The sequence below is a fragment of the Pseudomonas rhizophila genome (assembly GCF_003033885.1).
Classification (GTDB): domain Bacteria; phylum Pseudomonadota; class Gammaproteobacteria; order Pseudomonadales; family Pseudomonadaceae; genus Aquipseudomonas; species Aquipseudomonas rhizophila.
Genome location: NZ_CP024081.1, coordinates 3,818,448 through 3,841,469, shown reverse-complemented (window position 1 = coordinate 3,841,469; position 23,022 = coordinate 3,818,448). Strand labels below are relative to the sequence as shown.

Genomic DNA, 23,022 nt, shown 5'->3' with positions numbered 1-23,022 from the left:
GGCGATGAACTTTCCTACGGCAAGCGAGACCAATGGCGGTTAACTACAGTGATGGCGCGGTCTAATCAACTGAACCGCGTCTTTTTGATTGAGAGGTTACGGATATGAACATCAGGATTCTGGGTCTGCCCCTGGTCGCCGCTGCGTTCCTGGCTCTGGCCGGCTGCTCGTCACCCACGGTGGTGACCTTGCAGAACGGTACCCAGTATTTGACCAAGGATGCCCCTAACACCCGTACCGCCGACGGCTTCTATGAATTCGAAGACATTTCCGGCAAGAAAGTGCGGGTTCGCGCCGATGAAGTGGCGACAGTACGCAAGGAAGACTGAGTTTATTGAGGCCCTCTCCCTCGGAGAGGGCCTGATCTCATGTCATCGGCTCAATCCGATGTCCATCCCGGGTGTCGGACTACCCTCTTGGCAACTGATCAGCCCACCTTTTCGCCGCATCATCTGATCCCTCAATCGCAGGCAGCGGTTGTATTCCTGTTCAATAGCGTGATCGATGCTGATGTTTCCGGTCGTGGCCGGTTTGTTCACTTCCCCGAGACTCACCGATACCCAGGGCTTTTCTGCCTGCACGTCGAAGCGCGGTCGGGGCGACGTCGCCTCGACAGGGGCGCCTGCCTGGGCGGCGGGCAATTGCTCCGAGGTGACGCCGTAGCGGGTCAGAATCGATTGATCCGGCAATTCGGCCAAGGCGCCAGCCGAGGCCAGTCCCCACATCAGGCCGATGATTGAGGCTTGTTTACTGCTCACTGCTTCACTCCCTCTTGTGCCGAGGGGACACACGCATCCCCTCGGCACCACGTACTCAAAACAACCTTGGATCAGGCGAACACAAATTCGCCTCCTACCTGGCCCGGATTGACCCCCACCAGGGTCACGGAACTGTCACCGACCTCAAGCAGCGTGTCACTGCCGACCTGAGACAGGTGCTGGCGGTAGTCGAAACCTTCCCCGGCGCCCTGCACGCCAAGGAACACCAGTGTGTCGCCGGCATCATAACCGCTGATCTGGTCATGGCCGAACGCGCCATTGAAAACGAACGTGTCAGAGCCGCCGCCCGATTGCAGCCAGTCATTGCCCGAACCGCCGACAAAGGTGTCGTTACCCGCACCGCCCAACAGCACGTCGTTGCCGTCATGGCCGAACAGCCAGTCCCCCGATGATCGCGCGGTCAAGGTGTCGTCTGCCGAGGTGCCTGCGGTCGACGATGCATACGCCGTCAGCTTGTCCCCCGCCACCAAGCCGTTGGCCGTGACACTGTGGCTCACCTCGTCTTTGAGCAGGCCCCAGAACAAACCGGGCTCTTTGCTGACGAGCGTGTCGATGTCTCGGGTCATGCTGATTGCACCCTGGGCATCGCGCACGTACAAGGTCCCGGCGCCGTCCTGGACGAAGCTTGCATCTTTCACCGAGGACTGCAGCTGCAGGGTGTTGCTGCCCTGCCCGCCCAATATCACGTTGTACCCACCCTCGTCGCGAAAGGTGTCGTTGCCGGCGCGCCCCTCCAGATAGTCATTGCCCTGCCCGCCCTGGATCAGGTCATCACGCTCGCTGCCGATGATGAACGTGCTGCCGGTGTGGGTTTCAGCGTTGCGATTGAGGTCCTGGACCCACGTATTGCTGCGTGCGGGATCCGACAGGTTGGCGACGATGATGGTGGAGTCTTTCTCGGTGAGGTCGTAGAACGCCGAATCGAGGATCCGGCCCATGCCATCGCCGTAACCGGTGGGCAGGTGGGATATCCAGGTGGGAATGTTGAGGATGGAAAACGGCAACACGTTCCAGGCCGCCGAGGCATAGTGGTCGTTGAAGCTGACGATGTTGTTGGTGGCTGACTCCTGCGGAGCATCATGCACGCCCACCGACGCAGGGGTGAACGTGGAGCCGTCCAGCGCCCGGAACACCGGGTCGTTTTCATAACCGATGTTCAGCACTTTGTCGGTGCTGCTTTGGGTTGGCGAGGCATAGGCGATGTAATTGGCGCTGCTGTAGAACCCCGACCATTGGCTGGTGCTCAAGTCCGCCAGGCTGTTGACCGCCAGCCCACCGAGGCTGTGGCCACTGACCAGCACGTCCTGGCCCGTCAGGCCGTGGGCCTGGGCGAACGCCGCGACGTCCCCGAGCAAGTTGCCAAAAGCCTGGCCGACGTAGTTTTTCGCGTAGTCCTGGGGGCCGAAAGCCGCCATCAGATCGCTGATGACGTCACCAATGGAGTCGCTGATCAGCGTCTCCCGTGGGCCGCTGGTGCCACGAAACGACACCCCGATTTGCGTCAGCTGCCCATCGGCGTCGTACTTGCCGAGAATTTCCACCTGCGCGGTGGTGTAGCCGGCCTTCTCACCAAAAAACGTTCCACGCTCATCCACCTTGCCGGTGTAGCCCAGTTGCGATGCACTGATCGGGGTCCAGCCGGCCTTCTGCACCGCCTCCAGGGCGAGCTGCTCCGAGTCGGGATTCCACGGCACGCCGGGGATCACCCCTTGCGAATCGGTGCTGCCCAGCAGCGCCGTCACCAGCGTGGCGGGCAGTCCCGCGCCGAAGCCGTTCTGCTGGTAGCCGGCGGCAAAGCCGTGGTCCAGATTGTGGTAGGAATACAGCATGATCGCCATTGCATCGCTGACCAGCGCCTTGGACTCGGTGGTGCCGAGGTTTTTATAGTCGTAGATACCCATCGTGATGACCTCTTTTTTTGTTGTTGGAAAGGTTGTCGATACAGGCGAAGTTCTTGGGCACTGCCCGTCATTGCGTCAGCGCCGGGGCCACAAATGCCTCATCCACCTGGGCCAGGTCTTGCGCGCCCAAGGTGCCGGCGTAGTAGTGCAACTTTGTCCAGGCCATGAGGTAGTCATAACGGGCCTGGGCCAGGTCGCGTCGGGTGGTGTAGAGCTGTTCTTCGGCGTTCAGGGCATCGAGGTTGACCCGTTCGCCGCCGAGGATGCTTTGCCGGGTCGATACCACCAACGCCTCGGCGGCGCTGAGTGCTTTGCGGTATGCCCGCAATTTGTTCACCCCCGACAGGCAGGCGCTGAACTGTCGGCGCAGCTCGATCAGGGTTTCCCGGGTTTTGGCGTCCAGTTCATATTCGGCCCGCTCCATGTTGCGACTGGCCTGACGGGTCGACGCCGAGACCCCGCCACCGGCGTACAGCGGCACGCTGATCTCAAGTCCAATGGTGTTGGTGTCGTAGCGCTGGTTGTAGGTGTTGCCGCTTTCCGACTCGTTCTGGCGCATCGTCGCGTAGGCGCTGACCTTGGGCAGGTGTCCGGCACGGTTGCGTTCGACTTCGTAGCGCGCCACGTCCACGGCCTGGCGCTGGGATGCCAGGGTCGGGTTGTTGCTCACGGCCAATTCGTGCCATGTCTGGAAACTGGCCGGTTGCAGGGTGAAGGTCTGGAACGTTTCGCTCAGGGGCGCCAGGTCGCCGATGTTCAGGGTCGGGACGCCAATCAACGAGCCAAGTTCGCGCAAGGATGCGTCCTGCTCGTTGCGGGCCTCGATCTCTTCGGCAATCGCCAACTCATAGCGCGACTCGGCTTCAAGGATGTCGGTGCGCGTACCTTCGCCTTGGGCAAACAGATGCTCGTTCTGATGAAACTGCTGTTCGAAAGCCTTTTTCCTGGCCTGGGCAATGTCGATCTGATCCTGGGCGAACAACGCCTGGGTGTAGGCGCTCAACACCCGCACCAGCAATTCCTGGCTCTTGCCACGAAAGTTTTCGTCGGCAAACAGCGCCTGGGCCACGCCTTTGCGATAGGCGGCGTAGGCCTCGTAGTCCAACAGCGGTTGTTGCAGGGTCAGGCTGGAGCCATAGCTGCTGTAGTTGCGGTCGTCATGCTGGCTGGCGCCGCGGTCGTTGAGGTAGGTGACCTTGGACTGGTTGCGGCCCTTGTTGTAGCTGTAGCCCAGGTGCGGCAGCAGCCCGGCGCGGCCAATGGCACGGTTCTCCAGGCCGGCATCGCGCTCCTTGATCGCGCCCAGGTAGGCCGGGTCATTGCGCAGGGCTTGTTCATAGAACTCGAATGGGCCCATGGCCCAGGCACTGTTGCAGATAACCGCCGCCAGCGCGGCGACCCAGTAACGTCCCTTCATACCCCCGAACATCCTCATTCTTCGGTCAACGCGGAGCCGGCTCGGTCGAGCAGCGGTTTGAACAGGTAGTTCATGAGCGAGCGCTCGCCGGTGCGCACGAACATTTGCGCCGGCATTCCGGGCTTGATCACCAGTCCGTTGAGTTTTTCCATCGCCACTTCGCTGACGCTGCTGCGCAGGACGTAATACGGTTCGGCGGTCTTGTCATCGATCATCTGGTCGGCGGAAATCAGGCTGACCTCCCCCGGCACCCTCGGCGTGCGGTTCTGGTTGAAGGCGGTGAAGAGGATGTCCACTGGCAAATGGGTGCCCACCTTGTCGATCAGGTTGACCGGCAGGCGCCCTTCCACTTCCAGTCGCGTGCCTTGGGGCACGATTTCCAGCAAGGTATCGCCTTGACGGACCACGGCGCCTTCGGTGTGTACGCCCAGGTTCACGGCAATGCCGTCGGCGGTGGCGAGGATCTCGCTGTGTTGCAGCTCGAACGCGGCAGACTTGAGTTGCTGTTGCAGGGTTTCGCTCTTGAGCTGCGCTTCGGCCAACTGACTGCGCACCTCCTTCTGGTATTCCTCGTTGTGTTGCTCAAGCGTGAGGCGGGACTCGACGATGCCCTGCTCCACCCGGCCGCTTTCGCCAGTGTTCTGCGCCAGTTCCTGCTGCACTTGCGACAGTTGCCGTTGATAATCGAGCAGACGATTGCGCGGGATGTAGCCGTTGTCTGCCAACGGCTGCAGGTTGCTGAGCTGCTGGCGCAGGGACTGGGCCTGGGCATTGAGGTCATTGCGAGCCCGGCGCATGCCCGCCAGTTGCGCCGTGGCACCTTCGATATTGGCGCGCAACGCGGCCCGCTCCCGGGCCACCGCTTCGCGGCGGCTGCTGAACAACTGCCGCTGGCCTTCGAGCACCAGCGCCAGGCGCGGGTCGGGGTCGTGGCTCAGTTCGGCCGGAAAGCTGACCTGTGGGAGGTTGTCCCGCTCGCTTTGCCAACGTGCCAGGCTAGCCCAGGCCATGCGGTACTGGGCCTGCAGTGCTTGCACATCGGCGGCTGTCTGAGTCTGGTCCAGGCGGAACAGCGGCTGGCCCTGTTTCACTGCCTCGCCTTCACGCACCAGGATCCGGCTGATCACCCCGCTGCTCATCGATTGCACGGCCTTGCGCTTGCCGGACACCACCACGGTGCCTTGCACCGCAATACCTTGGTCCAGCGGCGCCAGGCTGGCCCAGGTGAAAAAACTGCCAGCGCCAATGAGCGCCAGTGTCCACCCCAGGCGGGTGAAGAAACGGGCATCGCGCTCGGGATGTTCGAGGTCTTGAGAGTGTTGCAGATTCATGTCGCGATCCTTGCTCATGCGCCGCTGGGTTTGCTGGCAGCCGAATACTGGCGACTCATGCTCAGTCCGTTGGGGGCTGCCTGGGGTTTGTCGCGTTGCGATGGCGGCTGGCCGGACAATGCCCGCAGCACCTCCTGACTTGGACCGAACGCTTGTAGGTGGCCTTCATTGAGCACCAGCAGCTTGTCGGCCTGAGCCAGCGCCGAGGAGCGATGGGTCACCAGCACGACCGTGGTGCCCTGGGCTTTCATCTGTGCGATGGCGCCGGCCAGTGCCGCTTCACCGACCGTGTCGAGATTGGAATTGGGTTCATCGAGCACCACCAGGCTCGGTTGGTCGTACATGGCCCGGGCCAGGGCGACGCGCTGTTTCTGGCCGCCGGACAAACCGCTGCCATCCTCTCCCAGCACGGTGTCGTAGCCTTGCGGCATGCGCAGGATCAGTTCATGCACGCCGGCCTGTTGCGCGGCGGCGACGACCTTTTGCGGATCGGCCAGGCGGAAACGGGCAATGTTCTCGGCAATGCTGCCGCTGAACAACTCAATGTCCTGGGGCAGATAACCGATGTGCGGACCGAGCTGGTCGCGATTCCAGCGATGGATGTCGGCCCCGTCGAGCCGCACTGTGCCTCCGAGTGTAGGCCACACCCCCACCAGCACACGGGCCAGGGTGGATTTGCCGGACCCCGACGCCCCCAGCACCCCGAGCACTTCCCCGGCGCTCAGGCTGAAACCGAGCTGATGCAGCGTCGCGTTGCGCTGCCCCGGCGGGCCGGCGCTGACCTGTTCGAAGCTCACCTGGCCCTTGGGCGACGGCAATGTCATCGCTTCGTCCTGGGCTGGGTAAGCCTGCAACAGCGCATCGAGACGGCGATAAGCCAGTTTGGCCCCGCTCCACTGCTTCCACACGGCGATCAACTGGTCGATGGGGCTCAACACCCGACCCATCAGGATCGAGCCGGCAATCATCATTCCGGCGGTCATGTCGCCCTTGATCACCAGCAACGCGCCCAACCCCAGCACCAGCGATTGCAGACACAGGCGCAGGGTTTTGCTCAGGGAACTGAGCACCGCGCCGGTATCACTGGCCTGGTTTTGCAGGCCGAGAAAGCGCGAATGCACGGCAAACCAGCGCCCGCGCAACGCGCCGAGCATGCCCATGGCCTGGATGGTCTCGGCGTTGTGCAAGTGGCTGGTCGCCAGTTGGCTGGACTGTTGCGAGTAGACACTGGCCTGCCCCAACGGCTTTTTGGTCATGGCTTCGTTCAGACAGGCCAAGCCAATGAGCAGCAAGGTGCCAACGCTGGCGAACACGCCGAGCCACACGTTGAACAGGTAGATCACCAGCAAATACACGGGAAACCACGGGGCGTCGAAGAATGCGAACAGCGCAGGTCCGGTGACGAACTGGCGGATGTGGGTAAGGTCACCCAGCGACTGCCCGGCGTTGCCCTCGCCCTGGCGCAGGTTGCGCTCGAACGCGGCCTTGTACACCTGAAGGTTCAAGCGCCTTTCCAGTTGGCTGCCGATGCGGATGACAATGAAGCTGCGCACCATTTCCAGCAGCCCGATAAATATGAAGAAGCCCACCACCATCAACGACAACATCCACAGCGTGGTTTCGTTTTGTGATGACAGGCCCCGGTCATACACTTGGAGCATATAAATCGAAGGCGCCAACATCAGGACATTAATCAGTGCGGTAAAACAACCGACGCTGATCAGAATATTTTTATAGTCGCCCAGCGCTCTAAACAGCGGCACCGTCGCAGCGCGCCTTGTCATGTTCATGAAGATATCCTTGCTGTTGGCTTTGCCAGGTTATTCAACTTGCCAATCTTTAAATGATTTACATCGGGCCGCGGTGCGCTGCACGCCTGTTTAAACAGGCGCGCCTGGGGCATTCGCAAACTGTACCAACGTGTTAAGGAGTGGTTTGGGGCGGACTCCGTTCGAGTGTCACTACCTGACCTGATTTCAAGGTGACTTGATAGTGTTGTTCTTGACGCAGTTGCAAGTGAATCCGGCTGTTCTGTTTGCCAATCAGTGACAGACCGTCTGGTTCGGTGAACCAATGGACCGGCTCATCGCCCAGCCACTGTCCCAGGCAGGCGGTTTGCCCGACCAAGGTTTGATCTGCCCTGAGCTCGACAAGGCAGATGCTGGACGGCGGGGTTTGCGCAGGCTCCTGCGGCCCCGACAGAACAGCCTGCCACTGACCGGCCAACTGGGAAGGTTCTGCTAACAACAGGCTGCGCGCCATGGCGGCTTCTCCGGTAAACATCATCAGCGTAGCGAGTAACCAGGCACTTGCCTGGACGCCTTGGGGCTGGGGATTTCTGCACATCTGTTCAATCCTGAAGGATCCCGCAAGAGCGCTGGCCGCTCCCACGGGATCGGGGACATCAGGCCACGATATCCGAGACAGCCGCCTGGCCGACGGTACTGACCAGGAAGTCAGCCACGCCGTGCCCGGAGAAGTCCACCGACAGCAGGCTGTTGCCACCCGATGTCGACAGCACCGCATCACCCGCCGCACCGGTGAACGCATTCACGAAGTGCAGGCCCGCGCCCTGGGTGATGCCGGTCAGGTCGATCTTGTCCAGGCCGCTGACAAAATCGAGGATCTGATCGACCGCACCTGGCCGTGAGTCAGAACTGGCGGCGAACACGAAGGTGTCCGAGCCCGAACCGCCCCACAGTTTGTCGGCACCGCCCGCGCCCCAGAGGATGTCGTTGCCGGCGCCGCCCTTGAGTTCGTTGGCCACGGAGTTGCCGATGAGCAAGTCACTGCCCGAGCCGCCAATGGCATTCTCGATGGTCACCCCCTGAGCGATGGAAACGTTACCCACCATGCCGCCAACGTCGGAAAACGAGGCGCCATTGAGGTTGATCTTCTGGTTCTGCGTGAAGCCTGAAAAATCCAGGGTATCGCGGCCGCCGGCGTCCCATACCGAGAACACCACTTTGTCCGAAGACGAGGATGCGCTGTAGAAGTCGCGACCGGTGTTGGAGTTGAAGCCGTAGGTCGAGTCGCCGGTCCGGGTGCTGGTGTTGGCACCGTAGAGCTTCTGAATGGCCGCAATGTCATCCATCAGCGGACCCGAGGCATAGGCTTCGACGCCGCCCTTGCTGAAGTCCTGGCTGGTGTTGGTTTCACTCCAGTAACTCATGAGGCTGTAGCCACGGGTGTCCTGACCGTAGGTGGCGTCATCGTAGGTCGGGCTGCCTTCACCGGCGTTATAGTCGCCAGGATGCGCCAGGCCCAGGCTGTGACCGATTTCATGGGTCAGGGTCTGGCGGCCATAATTGTTCAGTTCCGGATTCTTGTTCTGGGTGTAGCGGCTGTTGATCAGGTACCAGGAGGTTCCGTCATAACCGGCGCCCGTGCCCGGCAGATAGGCAAATGCCGCGGCGCCGTCCTGGCCGCTGCTGTAGTTGCCGAAGGTCATGTGGCCGTCGCCACCGCTGGCCCTTTCAGTGAACGTGACATTGGCCACGTCCGCCCAGGACTGCATGGCCAGGACCGCTTGGCCTTTCTGTTGCGCGCTGAACTGGCTGAAACCGCTGATGCCGTGCTTGTTCATGGTGCTCGAGGAGGCAGAGGTCAGGAACGTGTAGGTCAACTCAATCTTGCCGCTGGCGTCCCGGTCCTGGTAAGCCGCACCGTCGCGCAGCAACTGGGTGGCAGCTTCGTCCACCGAGTACGACGGTTTGCCGTTGACGGTCAGGTTGCCACCCCGATCGTATTGGTGGCTGAAACTATTGATCTGATTGAATGCACTGCTGGCCGCCGCCAGTGACTGCGGCGCCCAGAGCATTTGTTCGGCAGAATCAATAGCGCTGGTTTTGACTTTCGACATAAACACACTTCCTTGTTTGCAATGGAACAGTTTTTGTCAGATAGAACAATCTCTGGCGAGAGCGTCCTATCACTCGCCCAATTGAGGACGCAAGAAAACTGACACAATTGGAAATCAAACGTCCAGCGAATTTTTTTGCCCCATTTTCACACTCACCCCTTCCAACAACGGCAAAAGATACACGGCGCCCCGTTAGTACAGGTATTTCGCCGGCGACATTAAAGATTGTAGGACAAAACTCTATTTAAATATTAAATGAGGTTAACCACCTATTTGCCAATCACGTCGCACTTCTAGCAACTAAGTGCCAGCGAAACGCTACTAATTAATGGCGGCTAGATATCTATGGTTTTGCCTGAACACACTTCCCGCAGACAACCACGAAACCAGCGGTGCACAGGATCAGCATCCATTCGGGGGTGCCAAAGCATGGAAATCGTGAATGTCGGCACCGCAAACGGCAGCGCAAAGCTGTGCATGCCGGCACGCAGGCGGGTGGTATAGCGCTCAGGCACGCTGGCGATCAGGTCACTGGACCGGGCAAGGCCCAGCGCAGTGGAGAAGCCGGGGACGGTGATCGCGATCTGCCGTGTCAGGTTCAAGGACCGCAAGGCTTGATCGAGGGCGCTGTGGTCCAGGCCCCGCAAGGAAACGCCGATGTGCTCGCCCGCTGCATAACCGGCGGCACACACCTCGGCCTGGCTCAGCGGGTGATCCGCGCGCACCACGCCAATGAGGCGATCAGTGAATAACGCCTGGGTTCGTAGCTCCGGGCTGGTGTCCTTGTCCACGACGGCCGTTTCCAGGTCCACGGTGCCCTCTCGCAACGCCGTACTGTCCTTGTCGGCCTTGTCCAGGAAATGCAGGCGTACACCGGGCGCCTGTTCGCTGATACGGGCAATCAAATCGATGGCGAAGTTTTCAACAAACCCTTCCCGTGTGCGCAGCGTGAAGGTGCGGCTCAGCCGGCGCAGATCCGGCACCTGGGACGGCCGCAGCGCCGCTTGGGCATCCTGCACCAGTTGGCTGACCTGCTCGCGTAACGCCAAGGCGCGGGGTGTGGGCACCAGGCCACGCCCAGCCCGCACCAGCAGCGGATCACCCGTGGTTTCGCGCAACCGCGCCAGCGCCCGGCTCATGGCCGAGGGGCTGAGTCGCAGTCGCCGAGCGGCTCGGGCCACGCTGCCTTCTGCCAGCAAGACGTCGAGGGTAATCAGCAGATTGAGGTCGGGTGTGGACATGGCGCAGTCCTGGGTTGGAATAGGTGGCGCTGCATGCAGTTACAAAGTGCAATCCATGCGTCTTCCGCCATGTTATGCCCGGGCGTACCGTTCTGACAGCTCCATTTTCAGAGCGTCAGAGTCAGGGGACATGATGAAACCAGCCAATACCCAATCCAGCCTGTCGAGCGCGACGGGCACCCAACGGGTCTTTTCACCGCGCTGGGCCTTGGCCAGCCTGTCACTGTCGACCTTGCTGGCCTCCTTGGGCGCCAGCGTGGTGACGGTCGGTTTGCCGACGCTGGCCCATGCGTTCGAGGCCTCCTTCCAGCAGGTTCAGTGGGTGGTTCTCGCCTATTTACTGGCGATTACCACGCTGATTGTCAGTCTCGGAAAATTGGGCGATTTGCTCGGGCGTGGCAGGTTGCTATTGGCCGGGATCGTGCTGTTCACCATAGCGTCGGCGCTTTGCGGCATGGCGCCCTCGCTTTGGCTGTTGGTCGCTGGTCGGGCGTTACAGGGCCTTGGAGCGGCGATCATGATGACGCTGACTTTGGCCCTGGTGGGTGAAACCGTCAGCAAGGAAAAGACCGGTAGCGCGATGGGGCTGTTGGGCACCCTATCTGCGGTGGGCACCGCCCTTGGCCCCTCTCTGGGTGGTGCACTTATCAGCGGTTTCGGTTGGCAGGCGCTATTTTTGATTAACGTTCCGCTTGGACTGCTGGCGTTCGGACTGGCCTGGCGTTCACTGCCGGCTCGGCAACCGGAGGGATCGGTCGCGCGCCCCCGTTTCGACACCCTGGGTACGCTGTTATTGGCGGCGACGCTTGCTGCCTATGCATTGGCCACGACGTTGGGCCGAGGCGACTTCGGCTGGCCGAACATTGCGCTGTTGCTGATGGCGATCCTGGGCGGCGGTCTGTTTGTCATGGCCCAACGGTGGGTCGCGTCGCCGTTGATTCCCTTGGGGGTGTTTGGGGACCGGTCGCTGGTTGCCGGGCTGGTGACCAGTGCTCTGGTGGCAACGGTCATGATGGCGACGCTGCTGGTGGGGCCTTTTTATCTATCCGTCGCCCTTGGGCTGCCTGCCGCGCGGGTGGGGTTGGTGTTGGCGGCAGGACCGTCGGTCGCTGCGCTGACGGGGGTGCCTGCCGGGCGCCTGGTGGACCGCTTTGGCGTGCGCCCCGTGCGACTCGTCGGGCTGCTGATCATGATTCTCGGCTGCCTGATGCTGTCGCTGATGTCACCGACCCTCGGTGTGGGCGGCTATGTCGCCGCTATCGCGGTAACGACCCTTGGCTATGCGCTGTTCCAGACGGCCAACAACACAACGGTGATGGCGGACGTGCCCGCGGGCAAGCGCGGCGTCATCTCAGGGCTGCTCAATCTGTCGCGTAATCTGGGTTTCTTTACCGGAGCATCGGCGCTCGGTGCGGTGTTTGCGCTCTCTGTACCGACGAATGGTATCGCCCAGGCAGCTCCCGAAGCGGTGGTAAATGGCTTGCATCTCACCTTCATCGTTGCCACGTCTTTGATGTTGCTGGCTTGGGTCGTTGTCTTGAAATGCCGTGAACCAGAGCCTCTGGATGGGCGTGATGACATCTTTGCCCAAAGAAAGTGAGGCCAGGATCAAAACGGCATAAGTCGTGATGCAGATCAAAAAAAGTGAACCAATCGCCAAACGACCTGAAAAAAGCCACATGACATTCATTTTCAGGTGCTATTTTTAGTTCTCACTGGTAGAGCCATGATGGCTCTTCCTTCCTGACTATGAGCAAACGGAAGCGCTTGATGAAGAAGGTGGGCAACAGATGAATAGAGGATCTTTCAGCAAGGTTACGTTTCCCAACGCCTGCCAGTTGATGCGCTGGCATTTTCATCCCATGGGATTCGAGGCCAGCATGGACGCACCGGGCAGTATGGTCGCCCGGCTGTTTGACCGTGCCAGCGGCGAGACTATGATCGCGATTGCGGGCATCCCCTGCGCGACAGTGATGAACGCCCCTGACGTGGAGCGAATAATCGAAGCGGTGGAAGCCGAGCTGGAAGCTTTCGTGCCACCAGTTGGCTTGCGACGATTTGCCTCCTGAAAAATGAAGCCCACAGCAGTGGGCTTCTTTTTGCCTGACAGTTTTGTTCGTGCCCCGAAGTTCTCAACTGCGGGCGCGGCGATGATCGACAAAGAACGGTTTGTCGGTCCCTATCCGATCCGACGCCTTGGGCGCCTTGTTGACCTGGGTGTCCTGCCCATCGACATACCAATAGCAATGCTGCACCGCCCGGGTAATGCCGACATAGGCCAGGCGCAGAATCTCGTCTTTCTGTGCCGTGTCGTACGGCTCGGCATCGCCCTCCTGGCCAAGCCCGGCCATTCGGTAGACCTGATTCTTGTAGGGGGAACTGGTGGAGTGCTGGCAGTCACCGAGCAAAAACACCGCGTCGGCCTGAAGCCCCTTGGCGCTATGGTAGGTCATCTGTCGGAGGCGTCTCGCCGGGTATGGCAAGCTAGAATCTACATTAACTGTTGGTTGAATATGTTTTTCAATCAATAGCTTATCGCTACTTTTTCGATAGAGAATCAAGATTGAATCGCCCTTGCGGTAGTGCTCGTCCAGGCGCTTGGCCAAGCCTTCGTCGTCTCTGTCCAACACATTGACCGGGCTCAAGGTTCGAGGCGTGCCGCTGGCCTTGGCCTTTTTGCCGGGAATCGCCGCAGCCGCACGCACCACGTGTTCGGCGGCGTCAATGATGTGCTGGTGGCTGCGGTAGTTATCGGTGAGCATGACCCGGGTGTTTGCCGGTGAAGGAAACTGTTTGTTGAACGCCATGAAATAACTGGGTGAACTGCCGCGCCAGCCGTAGATCGATTGCCAGTCATCACCCACGCACAGCAAGGAGGAACGCTGGGCGCCCCGGCCGACATGCATGGCAGGGCCGCGGCTGCGCACTTCCCGCAGGCTGGCGCGAAGCCAGGAAACAATCTGCGGCGAGACATCCTGAAACTCGTCGATCATCAGGTGTGACAGAGGACGCAATGTCGCATCGCTCAGCAGCTTGAAGTTCTCTGGGGAGTGCTCACTGAACAACGCGAACATTCGGTTATAGGTCATGACGGGCGGCGACTGGTCCAGCAGGTGGTCTTCAAATGCTCGCCAGTAGCGACTCAGGGCCTCAAAGAAATAACGATCCGGGTCATCCTGGGCAAAACACATCCGGCCCACGGCGTCCGGGACGTCCAGACCCAGGTTCTCGATAAAGCCGGCCGCCGCGACGAAACAATCCAGCAACGGTGCCGAACCCAGTTCGCCTTTTACCTTGTAGTCGAACCCCGGGCCTGCGCTGGCATCCCCGGCCAACACGCTCAGTACACGCTTTGACGCCTCATAACTATCTAGCCATATCAATGGCTTAGAGCAAAAAGCTTGAAATAGGGTGCGCTTTACTGCCCACTCTGCGCGGATACTCAGCTTGGCGCCGGGCCGGCTGAGTCGGGCATCTTCCCGCGGGTCGAAACCCAGCATCACCCAGGCGTCCAGAGTTGGAACGTAGCCGTGGCAATGAAACGTCGCACCGTTGATCTGGAAGGCCTGACGCTTTGGCTCGATGCCCTTGATCGGCCAGGCACCGGCGCGAAACCACAGGTCTTCGATCGCATCGCACAACTCTTCATCGCGCTGGGCGGCCAGTTCGGTCACGGCCACCCGTTTCTGCACATCGGGATGGTCGCGTTCCAGCTCCCTGAGCTGCAAGGCGTGCCGGGACATCGGTTTGATCAGTTCGCGAAAACGCTCATCGCGTTGATAAAGATCGTGATAGCAGGCATTGAGCTGTTGGCGCTGAGCATCGTTGATGCGCAGCTCAAAGGGATTGCCCTGGGCGTCATCATCAGCCGTTTCGTTACGATGGCTCAGGGTTTCAAACGCCTGGAGCCGCTCAAACCCGGGCAGACTGCGCACCATGGGCAAGATGCGTGAATGGAAGGTCCGCACCAGATCGCGAGCTTCCTTGAGGCTGATTGTCCGCCCCCACAGGGCAAAAACTTCAATGAGCTTGTGAATGAAGTCCTTGCGCGATTCCCGCGTGAAGGTCACCACGGTCATCGAATCCAACTCAAAACCCAGGTAGTGGGACAGCAGCACAAGGCGTAGCACCAGGGTCGTGGATTTCCCGGCGCCTGCGCCCGCGACGACCGAGGTAGACGGCGTATCGCTCAGGATCATTTTCCACTGCGCGGCGCTCGGCTGGGCGTGAGCGGGAAGCAATCGGGCAACATCGGCCTTGATGCGCTTCTTGAGTTCGGCGGTCAACGGCAGGCGCCAGTCATCGAACAACAGCTCATCGACTTTCGGTGCCGGGTGCTCAGTGCTTCGGAAATCTCGGATCAGCAGGACCTGCCGGCCCTCTTCCAGTCCATCGGCCTTGCCTTCCTTATAGCCGTAGTCAAAACCGGCGCTATGCCCGCTGCGAAAGCCATCGGCCTGGCCGTGTAGCCAGGAAGCCCGATGCTGGGCTCGAAGTCGCGTCAGGCCATGACCCAGAAAACGCGCGGCCAGGCGCTTGAGCAGAGGCATCTGGGCCAGGGGCAGAAGTTCGGGGGGAAGATCGGGAGTGTGTTGCGACACGCTGGGGGACTCCGGTGTTCAGAACCATGGCGGCTATGGTGTCTGTATTTGCCAGCGGATTCCACCCAAAAGCTTTTAAGTCATGGATTTAGGCGATGAAGTGAAAGTGCTGTCGCACATGGCCATCAGTGTCGCCCGACCCACCTTAAGCAGGCTCGCTCCCACAGAGGCCGGCGTGCACCGTAGCGCCAATGTGGGGCGAGCCTGCTCGCGATGGGTTTTGAATCACTGACTGGAAATGGCTCCATCGACCAATGCCTGCGCCTCGACCACCAATTGCTTGAGGTGCTCATCACCGATGAAGCTTTCAGCGTAGATCTTGTAGATGTCTTCAGTGCCTGATGGCCGCGCGGCGAACCAGCCGTTTTCAGTCATGACCTTCAGGCCGCCAATGGCCTGGTCATTGCCCGGTGCATGGCTGAGGATGCTCTGGATGGTCTCCCCGGCCAACTCAGTGGATGCAACTTGCTCCGGTGCCAGCTTGCTCAGCAGCGCCTTTTGTTGCGGGCTGGCCTTGGCATCGACGCGCACGGAGAACGGCTCACCCAGTTCATCCGTCAGGGCACGGTAGGCCTGGCTCGGGTCGCGACCGGTGCGCGCGGTCATTTCGGCCGCCAGCAACGCTGGGATCAGACCGTCCTTGTCGGTACTCCACACTCCGCCGTCCTTGCGCAGGAACGAGGCGCCGGCGCTTTCTTCGCCACCAAAGCCCAAGGAACCGTCGAACAAGCCGTCGGCAAACCACTTGAAGCCTACCGGCACTTCATACAGACGCCGACCCAGACGCTGGGCCACGCGATCGATCAGACCACTGCTGACCACCGTCTTGCCCACGGCGGCATCGGCACGCCACTGCGGCCGGTTCTGGAACAAGTAGTCGATGGACACCGCCAGATAGTTGTTCGGCGCCAGCAAGCCGCCGGATGGCGTCACGATGCCGTGGCGATCATGGTCCGGGTCGCAGGCGAAGGCCACATCGAAACGCTCTTTGAGGCCAATCAACCCCTGCATGGCATGGCTGGAGGATGGGTCCATGCGGATCTGTCCGTCCCAGTCGACGGTCATGAAGCGGAAGGTGGAATCCACCTGGGTGTTGACCACGTCCAGGTCCAGGCGGTAATGCTCGGCAATGGCGGGCCAGTAGCGCACCCCCGCTCCGCCCAGCGGGTCCACGCCCAGGCGCAAGCCGGCAGCGCGAATGGCATCGAAGTCGATGACATTGATCAGGTCCGCCACGTAGGTGTTGACGTAGTCGTGACGGTGAGTGGTGTCGGCCTTCAGGGCCTGCTCATAGCTGATGCGCTTAACGCCGGCCAACTGGCTTGCCAGCAGCTCGTTGGCCTTGGCTTCGATCCATTTGGTGATATGGGTATCGGCCGGGCCGCCGTTGGTGGGGTTGTACTTGTAGCCACCACTCTGCGGCGGATTGTGGGACGGGGTGATGACGATGCCGTCTGCCAGGCCGGTGGTGCGGCCACGGTTGTAGCAAAGAATGGCGTGGGAGATCGCCGGCGTGGGCGTGTATTCATCGGCCTCGGCAATCATCACGGTGACCCCGTTGGCAGCGAATACCTCCAGCGCGCTGGCGCCTGCCGGGGTAGACAGCGCATGGGTATCGATCCCCAGGAACAAGGGGCCGTTGATGCCCTGGGCTTCACGGTACAAGCAGATCGCTTGGCTGATAGCCAGCACATGCCATTCGTTGAACCCCAGGTCGAAGGAACTGCCACGGTGACCGGAGGTGCCGAAAGCCACCCGTTGGGTCGAAACCGAGGCGTCGGGTCGGCCGGTGTAATAGGCCGTCACCAGTCGCGGGATATCGATCAACAACTCTGCCGGTGCCGGCTTGCCCGCAAATGGACTGACTGTCATGCAAAACCTCTGAATGGAGTGGCTCGATAAAATGGATGCAGTTTACTGACAGTTCGACCGTGGCGCGATGGGTTCGATCCATCGCCCTCCATTACGATTGCTCAAGTCTCAAGGCATCGGCCAGCGCACAGAGTGCAGTATCCAGATCGTGTGAACCGCTCAAGGCGTGGGTCAGGCGCAGATGTTGTGCGTACAGCCCTTGCAAACTGAACAGTTCCCCCGGCGCAATGACGATTCGTTGCGCAAGCAGCCGCTGGAACACCCGTCGCAGATCGACGCGCCGCGAAGATCGGGTCCAGATCGTTGCGCCCCCTTGGGGCTCCAGCCATTGCAGGCTGTCCCCCAGCCGCTCGCGCAGCATTTGCGTTGTCGAGAGCGCACCTTCACGCAACAATCGTCGCAGCACCAGCAAGTGCTGATCGATCCGTCCGTTGCTGTACAAACGGGCGATGGCCTTCTGGCGAATCGGTGACAGACGAAACGCGCGTAGCAGGAAATGTCGCTGCAACTCCAGCGTCAGCTGTCGCGACAACACATAGCCGTAGGGGGCCTCGGGGCCGATGGTTTTTTCGAAAGTGGAATAGACGATCAGCCGGTCGGGGTCGAGTAAGTCTCGAAAAGGCGTCACCCCGGCTTCGAACGCCAGGTCTGTATAGCTGTCGTTCTCCAGCACCCATGTGCCGTGCAGATCCAGTAAGCGCGCGACGGCGCGACGGTTGTTTTCAGGAGCGAGCGTGCCCCTGGGCATGTTCAGGACCGAGGACAGGATGACCAGGCGGACCGCTTTACTCGTCAGTAATTGTTCCAGTTGCTCGACATTGATCTCCCCATCCGCCAGCAGTGGCAGTTCGATTACGTCGATATCGGCCGCCTGCAGCAAGCGCAGGACGGTCCAGTCGCAGGGTGATTCGATCAGCACCGTGGCGCCCTTGAGCGCCAGCACGGCGATCAGAATCTCCAATACACCGCGCAGATCAGCGCCGATATAAACATCGTCGGCGTTCCAGCACCGGGCCGGCGAAGACGTGTAGCGAGCCGCCAGCGCGGTGCGCAGTTCCAGCTCGCCCCAAGGCTGCGAGGGCATTTGTGAAGAGCGCGGATACTGACGCAGCAGCTCACGCTCCAGTAACAACAGCGGGCTGTCCAGCGGTTGCATCGACGCAGGCTCGTCAGCGCTGAGTACCAGCATTCCCGGTCGTCGTGCATTGACATACAGGGTCTCGAGCAAATCATCACCGCCGCCCAGCGTCGCAACGCAGGGTACTGGCAACGCGTAATAACCGGATTTGGCGACCGAATAGACCCGCCCTTCCTTCTCCAGCAACGAATAAGCGTACTGGATGGTAGAGATCGACACGTTCAGGCGCTCGGCCAGTTGCCGTAACGACGGCAAACGCACTCGGGCGTCGGCGCCCAGTTCGTTGATCAGGGTGGTGAGGTAACGATAAACCGCCTGATACGCGAAGTCTGTTTCCCGGCAACCTTTCATGGGGTTGGGCCAGGCGACGTGGCGAATGAATCCGTCAAATCCTGCCCCTCAATGCCGTGCCGCACGTTCGCGCATGGCATCGTCGCCCTGCCCGGCTTCTTCAATGTCAATGTCATCGACAGGTTGCTGCGCATCCATCCCCGATGCCTGCTCCTGCTCCGGCGGCGTGATACTCGCCCGATACAGCTTGCCGAGCATATCGATGGACAGGCCACTGACGTCGACCATCCATTGCGCCACCTGATCGGCAATGGCCGCGCCCTGCATGGCCTTGTGCAGATCGGGCATCGCCACCAGCATGCCCGGATGACAGCAGCGCAGGAAGTGCTCCAGGCCAGCGCCTTGCTCCACGAAGGGCGCGAACAACATGCACACCAGTTGCGTTTCGTTGAGCCCCAGGGTCTTGTGCGCGTCGCTGGCGGCCTGGGCGCGCCGCTCGGGGATGGCCGTGGGTGGGCCGAACAGCATGCGTGCCTGCTCGCAGACGTGCTCGGGCAACTGCTTGCGATGCATGATCATGATCGCTCGTTGTACATAGTCGCCATAACCTGCCTCATAGCTGCGCCCCTGCAGATAACAGGCCTGCAGGCCATGCAGGTGAGCTGACAGCAGTGGGCTCAGGTATTCGTTTTCCGGCGCCGATGCGACGAGTTCATCGGTCCGCACCCGAAGGAATTCACTGAACAGCGGCCAGTTGGTTTCTTGCGAACTGTCGACGATCAGGTCGTCGATACCGATGTGGCTCACGCGCCGACACGCCTCGAAATGCCCCTCGGGTTTCCACGCGCCCTCGTGGTCCTGACCATAGAAGCCCAGGTAGGGATTAGCGCCCAAGGTATCGAGTTGCGCGAAGAGACTGTCGAAACCGCTGGACGGGTCAGTCGCCAGGCCGACCTTGCGGGCGGCACGTCGAAGGCCCGACATGAACTGTTTTTGCTCGCGAGGCGTATCACTGCTGACTAACGAGTCCACGCCGCGCTCCCAGCGAGCCATATGCCGATAGAACTCCGCCATCGCCAGGTAGCCGTGATCGCCTACTTCCAAGGGGCTGTCGATCGAGCGAAGGTGGCCCAGAACCAGCGTGTCCATGCGATTGGCCTCATGCCCGGCCGCCGACAATGGCTGCTTGTGATTGAACGGCACTACCTCGCGGTTATCCGCCATCAGCAGTTCCACCCGGGGGTCGTCGTAGACGAACAGCGCGCTGTAACAGCGGTGGATGTTTTCCAGGGTCGCCTGGGTGGTTTCGCTCAGGCGTGGCGTGGCGACACGCAAGTCGAAGGTCACCGGATGCCTGCCGGCGATGCTCAACTGTGCGGCCCGCAAGGCGGTCAGGACATAAAAACTGTCCCGGCTGCCGTTCTGGACCGTCAACACACGATAGTCGCCGATCCGGTCGATGCCGCCAGCGGCGACAATTAAACGCTGGATCAAAAGCTGCAACGCCGTCCGTTCCGCGCGGGAATAAAAACCTGACAGTCGCTGCAATATCTGTTGATACACGTGATTCATTGCCTGCTCATGAATTGAACTCATAGCCATATACCTGGAAATTCAAATATCGGCGTCGCACCGGCATAGCGTGACCGGGCGACGGGTTGATCTGGAAGGTTGTTCTAGTACTGCAAAGAGTATTGGTAATACGCTCAAGCTTTGCTTGTCGTAATTATTTGATACATAAGCTGTGGAGTTCGCCCGCTTCGCCTCGGTACGTGCCTGCAAGCCCCTGAGGCATTGGGTTTCAGCGATTCCGCCCTGCGTCCTAGGAAGATTCCGACAGCATCCTTCAGACAACGAGTACGAAAAACAAAGAACATGCCTAACTTCAATTGTCCCCCTGCCCCAGTCAGTTTTTCCCACAGTCGATTGATGGCGTTAAAATAATTAACGCTTGATGCACCTTTGCCCGAAGGATGACGATTCTCTAGAAACTTGTACTGCGCCACGACTTCTTCCTTGAGATGGAAATCAGCGTTCAATTATCAGGACTTAAATAACGATTAGAAGATACAGATTGAGGGCAAAAACCAGTTCAGTTCTCTGGGGATTAAACGCTTTTTGGGTGTTGAGTGAACTGGACCGCCCAGGCGAAGGCGTGGTTGCCGCGCACCAGGGCGTCATTGCCGAACGGAGCGGCAATGGCAGAAGAAGGAAGGAAAGCAGGTTCAGGCCGAAGGCAGCGCAAGAGTCGCCATGCTGACTCTTGCGCGGAGGAGGAATCAGGCGGGGTCGACTACCTGAAGGGCAACGCGTTCACGGCAGGGGCATTCGCCCATGTAACGGTGGGCTTCGACAAACTCGGAGAATGGAAACACCCGGGTCTTGAGCGGCAACAGCACGCGATCGGCGGTCAGTTGATTGATATCGCGCAGCGCCCGCTGCAATGCCACCTGATCCTGGATGATGCCCAGTTCCGGCTTGCCGGTAAAATTGCCGATGCAGTGCACAAAGAACTGAATGTTCTTCTGGAACGCCGCACAGGCCGGGAACGGCGTCTGGTTGCCGCCTTGCAAGCCATACAGCACCAGGCTGCCCCGCGGCGCCAGCACATCACCGAGCAGCGACATTTGCGGCCCGCCGAGGCCATCGAACACCACATCGACGCCACGGTTATCAGTGAGCTTGTTGATTTGCATCAGCAAGTCCTGCTCTTCGGTGACGATGACTTTCTCGGCGCCGAGCGACAGCAGGTACTCACGCTCATCAGCGGTCTTGGTGGCCGCGATCACCCGTACACCCAAGGCCTTGCCCAGTTGCACGAAGGATGGTCCGGCGCAATGACTGGCATCAGTGACCAGGGCAAACTGCCCCGGCTTGACCCGTGCCAGGTCCACGTAGGCGAAATAGGCGATCAGCAGTGGCGTGTAGTGCACAGCGGCTTCGATCGGGGTGAGCACGTCGGGATAACGGGTCAGCGCGGTACGCGGCAACACGATGATCTCACCGTACACCGGGTAATCGTTAGGGCTCTCGGCAGGGAAACTGGCAACTTTGTCGCCTACAGCCAGGTCGTCGACACCGTCTCCGACAGCCGTCACCACCCCAGCCATTTCATGACCAAGGCCCGACGGCAGGCGCGCCTGGGACGACGCCAGATTCTGGCGCCAGAGGGTGTCATACCAGCTGATGCCGATCGCTTCGACACGGACCTGCACTTCTCCTGGCGCAGGAAGAGCCGCCGCATGCTCTTCGCATTTGAGCACCTCGGCACCACCAAACTTGTGAAAACGGATCGTGCGGGACATCGCAAACCTCGTCAAAGTAACCTCTAATGCCATGAACTCTATCCGGGCTTTGTACCCAAGACCATCAGTGGCTATTAATAGTCGACATGCCTGTCATTGATTCCGCAGCAAGAAAATGAACCCAGTCTTGTAGGGCCTATCCCTAAGAAAAAGCAATTAGCCGGTGCAGAGTACCAGTCTTTCCCCGTAAGATTCATGCCGGTCATTGTTCTCATATGGCCGCTCACGTCAAGCTTGCTGAATCTGCCAGGACCCCAGATGAATCGTAATGACCTGCGTCGTGTCGACCTGAACCTGTTGATCGTGTTCGAAACATTGATGCATGAACGCAGTGTGACCCGAGCCGCCGAGAAGCTGTTCCTCGGCCAGCCAGCCATCAGTGCCGCGCTGTCACGGCTGCGCAACCTGTTCGATGACCCGCTGTTCGTGCGCACCGGTCGCAGCATGGAACCGTCGGCCCGGGCGGTCGAAATCTTCGCCCTGCTCTCCCCAGCCTTGGATTCGATCTCCACGGCGGTCAGCCGCGCGGCGGAGTTCGACCCGGCCACCAGCACCTCGGTGTTCCGCATCGGCCTGTCGGACGACGCCGAGTTCGCGCTGTTGCCGATGCTGCTCAAGCGTCTGCGGGCCGAAGCCCCGGGCATTGTCCTGGTGGTACGCCGGGTCAACTACATTCTGATGCCGGGCTTGCTGGCGTCCGGTGAAATCTCCATCGGCGTCAGCTACACCGAGGATCTGCCGGCCAACGCCAAGCGTAAAGTTTTGCGGCGCAGCATGCCCAAAGTGCTGCGGGCCGACACTGCGCCGGGTCGGCTGACCCTGGACGAATTCTGTGCCCGGCCCCATGCGTTGGTGTCCTTCGCCGGGGACCTGAGCGGTTTCATCGATGAAGAGCTGGAGAAACTGGACCGCAAGCGTCACGTGGTATTGGCCGTACCGCAGTTCAATGGCCTGAGCACGTTGCTGGCGGGCACTGACATTATCGCCATCGTGCCCGACTACACCGCCGACGCACTGACCGCCGCTGGCGGCGTTCGCGCCGAAGACCCACCGATTCCGGTGCGCAGCTTCGAACTGCACATGGCCTGGCGCGGCTCCCAGGACAACGACCCGGGTGAGCGCTGGTTGCGTTCGCGGATTCAGATGTTTTTTGGCGATCCGGATAGCTTGTAGAAACTCCGGGCTGCTGTCACCACCCAGTCCCTCACAGGCACTCGCCATAGACCAACCAATCCTGACCTGTGCCCGCTCGACCTGCCCTTCTCATGCCTGGGAAACAGAAGC

At 60.4% G+C, this 23,022-nt stretch carries 17 protein-coding genes; 4 read left to right on the top strand and 13 right to left on the bottom strand.

The annotated features are described in order from the left end of the window. Nucleotides 1-104: 104 nt before the first annotated feature. Nucleotides 105-329, top strand: a complete 225-nt coding sequence (locus tag CRX69_RS17825; RefSeq protein WP_047226447.1) for a YgdI/YgdR family lipoprotein — start codon at nucleotides 105-107, stop codon at nucleotides 327-329. Between the two features lie 42 nt (nucleotides 330-371). Here CRX69_RS17825 and CRX69_RS17820 read toward each other — a convergent pair whose 3' ends face one another. From CRX69_RS17820 to CRX69_RS17785, 8 genes are all read right to left on the bottom strand, one after another. Then, nucleotides 372-758: a hypothetical protein gene (locus tag CRX69_RS17820; RefSeq protein WP_316913193.1), complete on the bottom strand. Its 387-nt coding sequence runs from the start codon at nucleotides 756-758 to the stop codon at nucleotides 372-374. Nucleotides 759-829: 71 nt separating this feature from the next. Continuing rightward, the gene (locus CRX69_RS17815; protein ID WP_107322474.1) at nucleotides 830-2,680 is read right to left on the bottom strand and encodes a polyurethane esterase; all 1,851 of its coding nucleotides are present in this window, start codon (nucleotides 2,678-2,680) and stop codon (nucleotides 830-832) included. A gap of 67 nt (nucleotides 2,681-2,747) precedes the next feature. Further along, entirely contained in the window at nucleotides 2,748-4,097 is a 1,350-nt protein-coding gene (locus CRX69_RS17810; RefSeq protein WP_047226629.1) for a TolC family outer membrane protein, read from the bottom strand. A 14-nt stretch (nucleotides 4,098-4,111) separates the two neighbouring features. Then, nucleotides 4,112-5,446 (bottom strand): HlyD family type I secretion periplasmic adaptor subunit, encoded by a 1,335-nt coding sequence (locus tag CRX69_RS17805; RefSeq protein WP_047226445.1) that lies wholly within the window; start codon nucleotides 5,444-5,446, stop codon nucleotides 4,112-4,114. Beyond that, nucleotides 5,443-7,218 carry a type I secretion system permease/ATPase gene (locus CRX69_RS17800; RefSeq protein WP_107322473.1) on the bottom strand — a complete coding sequence of 592 codons (1,776 nt, stop codon included), beginning with the start codon at nucleotides 7,216-7,218 and terminating at the stop codon, nucleotides 5,443-5,445. The genes CRX69_RS17805 and CRX69_RS17800 overlap by 4 nt, the downstream gene beginning before the upstream one ends. A 133-nt stretch (nucleotides 7,219-7,351) precedes the next feature. After that, nucleotides 7,352-7,774 carry an AprI/Inh family metalloprotease inhibitor gene (locus CRX69_RS17795; RefSeq protein WP_107322472.1) on the bottom strand — a complete coding sequence of 141 codons (423 nt, stop codon included), beginning with the start codon at nucleotides 7,772-7,774 and terminating at the stop codon, nucleotides 7,352-7,354. Nucleotides 7,775-7,832: 58 nt separating this feature from the next. Continuing rightward, a complete protein-coding gene (locus CRX69_RS17790) occupies nucleotides 7,833-9,290 on the bottom strand; it encodes a serralysin family metalloprotease (protein WP_076384645.1) in 1,458 nt (485 codons plus the stop codon). Nucleotides 9,291-9,625: 335 nt separating this feature from the next. Further along, the gene (locus CRX69_RS17785) at nucleotides 9,626-10,531 is read right to left on the bottom strand and encodes a LysR family transcriptional regulator (RefSeq protein WP_107322471.1); all 906 of its coding nucleotides are present in this window, start codon (nucleotides 10,529-10,531) and stop codon (nucleotides 9,626-9,628) included. Between the two features lie 133 nt (nucleotides 10,532-10,664). On the opposite strand from CRX69_RS17785, the gene CRX69_RS17780 reads away from it, so the two are divergent. Beyond that, nucleotides 10,665-12,131 (top strand): MFS transporter, encoded by a 1,467-nt coding sequence (locus tag CRX69_RS17780; protein ID WP_107323275.1) that lies wholly within the window; start codon nucleotides 10,665-10,667, stop codon nucleotides 12,129-12,131. Between the two features lie 190 nt (nucleotides 12,132-12,321). Next, entirely contained in the window at nucleotides 12,322-12,600 is a 279-nt protein-coding gene (locus CRX69_RS17775; protein ID WP_047226440.1) for a DUF1652 domain-containing protein, read from the top strand. A gap of 63 nt (nucleotides 12,601-12,663) precedes the next feature. Here CRX69_RS17775 and CRX69_RS17770 read toward each other — a convergent pair whose 3' ends face one another. The 5 genes from CRX69_RS17770 to CRX69_RS17750 form a co-directional block, all read right to left on the bottom strand. Next, nucleotides 12,664-15,132: a UvrD-helicase domain-containing protein gene (locus tag CRX69_RS17770; protein ID WP_107322470.1), complete on the bottom strand. Its 2,469-nt coding sequence runs from the start codon at nucleotides 15,130-15,132 to the stop codon at nucleotides 12,664-12,666. Between the two features lie 225 nt (nucleotides 15,133-15,357). Next, nucleotides 15,358-17,004, bottom strand: coding sequence for a phosphoglucomutase (alpha-D-glucose-1,6-bisphosphate-dependent) (gene pgm / locus CRX69_RS17765; protein WP_107322469.1), 1,647 nt, complete (start codon nucleotides 17,002-17,004; stop codon nucleotides 15,358-15,360). Between the two features lie 91 nt (nucleotides 17,005-17,095). Continuing rightward, complete coding sequence (locus CRX69_RS17760) at nucleotides 17,096-18,493, bottom strand: aminotransferase-like domain-containing protein (RefSeq protein WP_047226437.1); 1,398 nt, start codon at nucleotides 18,491-18,493, stop codon at nucleotides 17,096-17,098. A 48-nt stretch (nucleotides 18,494-18,541) separates the two neighbouring features. Further along, nucleotides 18,542-20,029, bottom strand: coding sequence for a hypothetical protein (locus CRX69_RS17755; RefSeq protein WP_107322468.1), 1,488 nt, complete (start codon nucleotides 20,027-20,029; stop codon nucleotides 18,542-18,544). 683 nt (nucleotides 20,030-20,712) lie between these two features. Beyond that, nucleotides 20,713-21,738, bottom strand: coding sequence for a zinc-dependent alcohol dehydrogenase family protein (locus CRX69_RS17750; protein ID WP_047226435.1), 1,026 nt, complete (start codon nucleotides 21,736-21,738; stop codon nucleotides 20,713-20,715). A 258-nt stretch (nucleotides 21,739-21,996) separates the two neighbouring features. Here CRX69_RS17750 and CRX69_RS17745 point away from each other — a divergent pair, with 258 nt between their 5' ends. Beyond that, nucleotides 21,997-22,911, top strand: a complete 915-nt coding sequence (locus CRX69_RS17745) for a LysR family transcriptional regulator (RefSeq protein WP_076384631.1) — start codon at nucleotides 21,997-21,999, stop codon at nucleotides 22,909-22,911. Nucleotides 22,912-23,022: the final 111 nt, after the last annotated feature.

Bases quoted from the DNA above. Each gene is read 5' to 3' on its own strand.
- CRX69_RS17825 (WP_047226447.1), top strand. From the start codon at position 105: ATGAACATCAGGATTCTGGGTCTGCCCCTGGTCGCCGCTGCGTTCCTG.
- CRX69_RS17815 (WP_107322474.1), bottom strand. From the start codon at position 2,680: ATGGGTATCTACGACTATAAAAACCTCGGCACCACCGAGTCCAAGGCG.
- CRX69_RS17810 (WP_047226629.1), bottom strand. From the start codon at position 4,097: ATGAAGGGACGTTACTGGGTCGCCGCGCTGGCGGCGGTTATCTGCAAC.
- CRX69_RS17805 (WP_047226445.1), bottom strand. From the start codon at position 5,446: ATGAGCAAGGATCGCGACATGAATCTGCAACACTCTCAAGACCTCGAA.
- CRX69_RS17800 (WP_107322473.1), bottom strand. From the start codon at position 7,218: ATGAACATGACAAGGCGCGCTGCGACGGTGCCGCTGTTTAGAGCGCTG.
- CRX69_RS17795 (WP_107322472.1), bottom strand. From the start codon at position 7,774: ATGTGCAGAAATCCCCAGCCCCAAGGCGTCCAGGCAAGTGCCTGGTTA.
- CRX69_RS17790 (WP_076384645.1), bottom strand. From the start codon at position 9,290: ATGTCGAAAGTCAAAACCAGCGCTATTGATTCTGCCGAACAAATGCTC.
- CRX69_RS17785 (WP_107322471.1), bottom strand. From the start codon at position 10,531: ATGTCCACACCCGACCTCAATCTGCTGATTACCCTCGACGTCTTGCTG.
- CRX69_RS17780 (WP_107323275.1), top strand. From the start codon at position 10,665: ATGAAACCAGCCAATACCCAATCCAGCCTGTCGAGCGCGACGGGCACC.
- CRX69_RS17775 (WP_047226440.1), top strand. From the start codon at position 12,322: ATGAATAGAGGATCTTTCAGCAAGGTTACGTTTCCCAACGCCTGCCAG.
- pgm (WP_107322469.1), bottom strand. From the start codon at position 17,004: ATGACAGTCAGTCCATTTGCGGGCAAGCCGGCACCGGCAGAGTTGTTG.
- CRX69_RS17760 (WP_047226437.1), bottom strand. From the start codon at position 18,493: ATGAAAGGTTGCCGGGAAACAGACTTCGCGTATCAGGCGGTTTATCGT.
- CRX69_RS17755 (WP_107322468.1), bottom strand. From the start codon at position 20,029: ATGAGTTCAATTCATGAGCAGGCAATGAATCACGTGTATCAACAGATA.
- CRX69_RS17750 (WP_047226435.1), bottom strand. From the start codon at position 21,738: ATGTCCCGCACGATCCGTTTTCACAAGTTTGGTGGTGCCGAGGTGCTC.
- CRX69_RS17745 (WP_076384631.1), top strand. From the start codon at position 21,997: ATGAATCGTAATGACCTGCGTCGTGTCGACCTGAACCTGTTGATCGTG.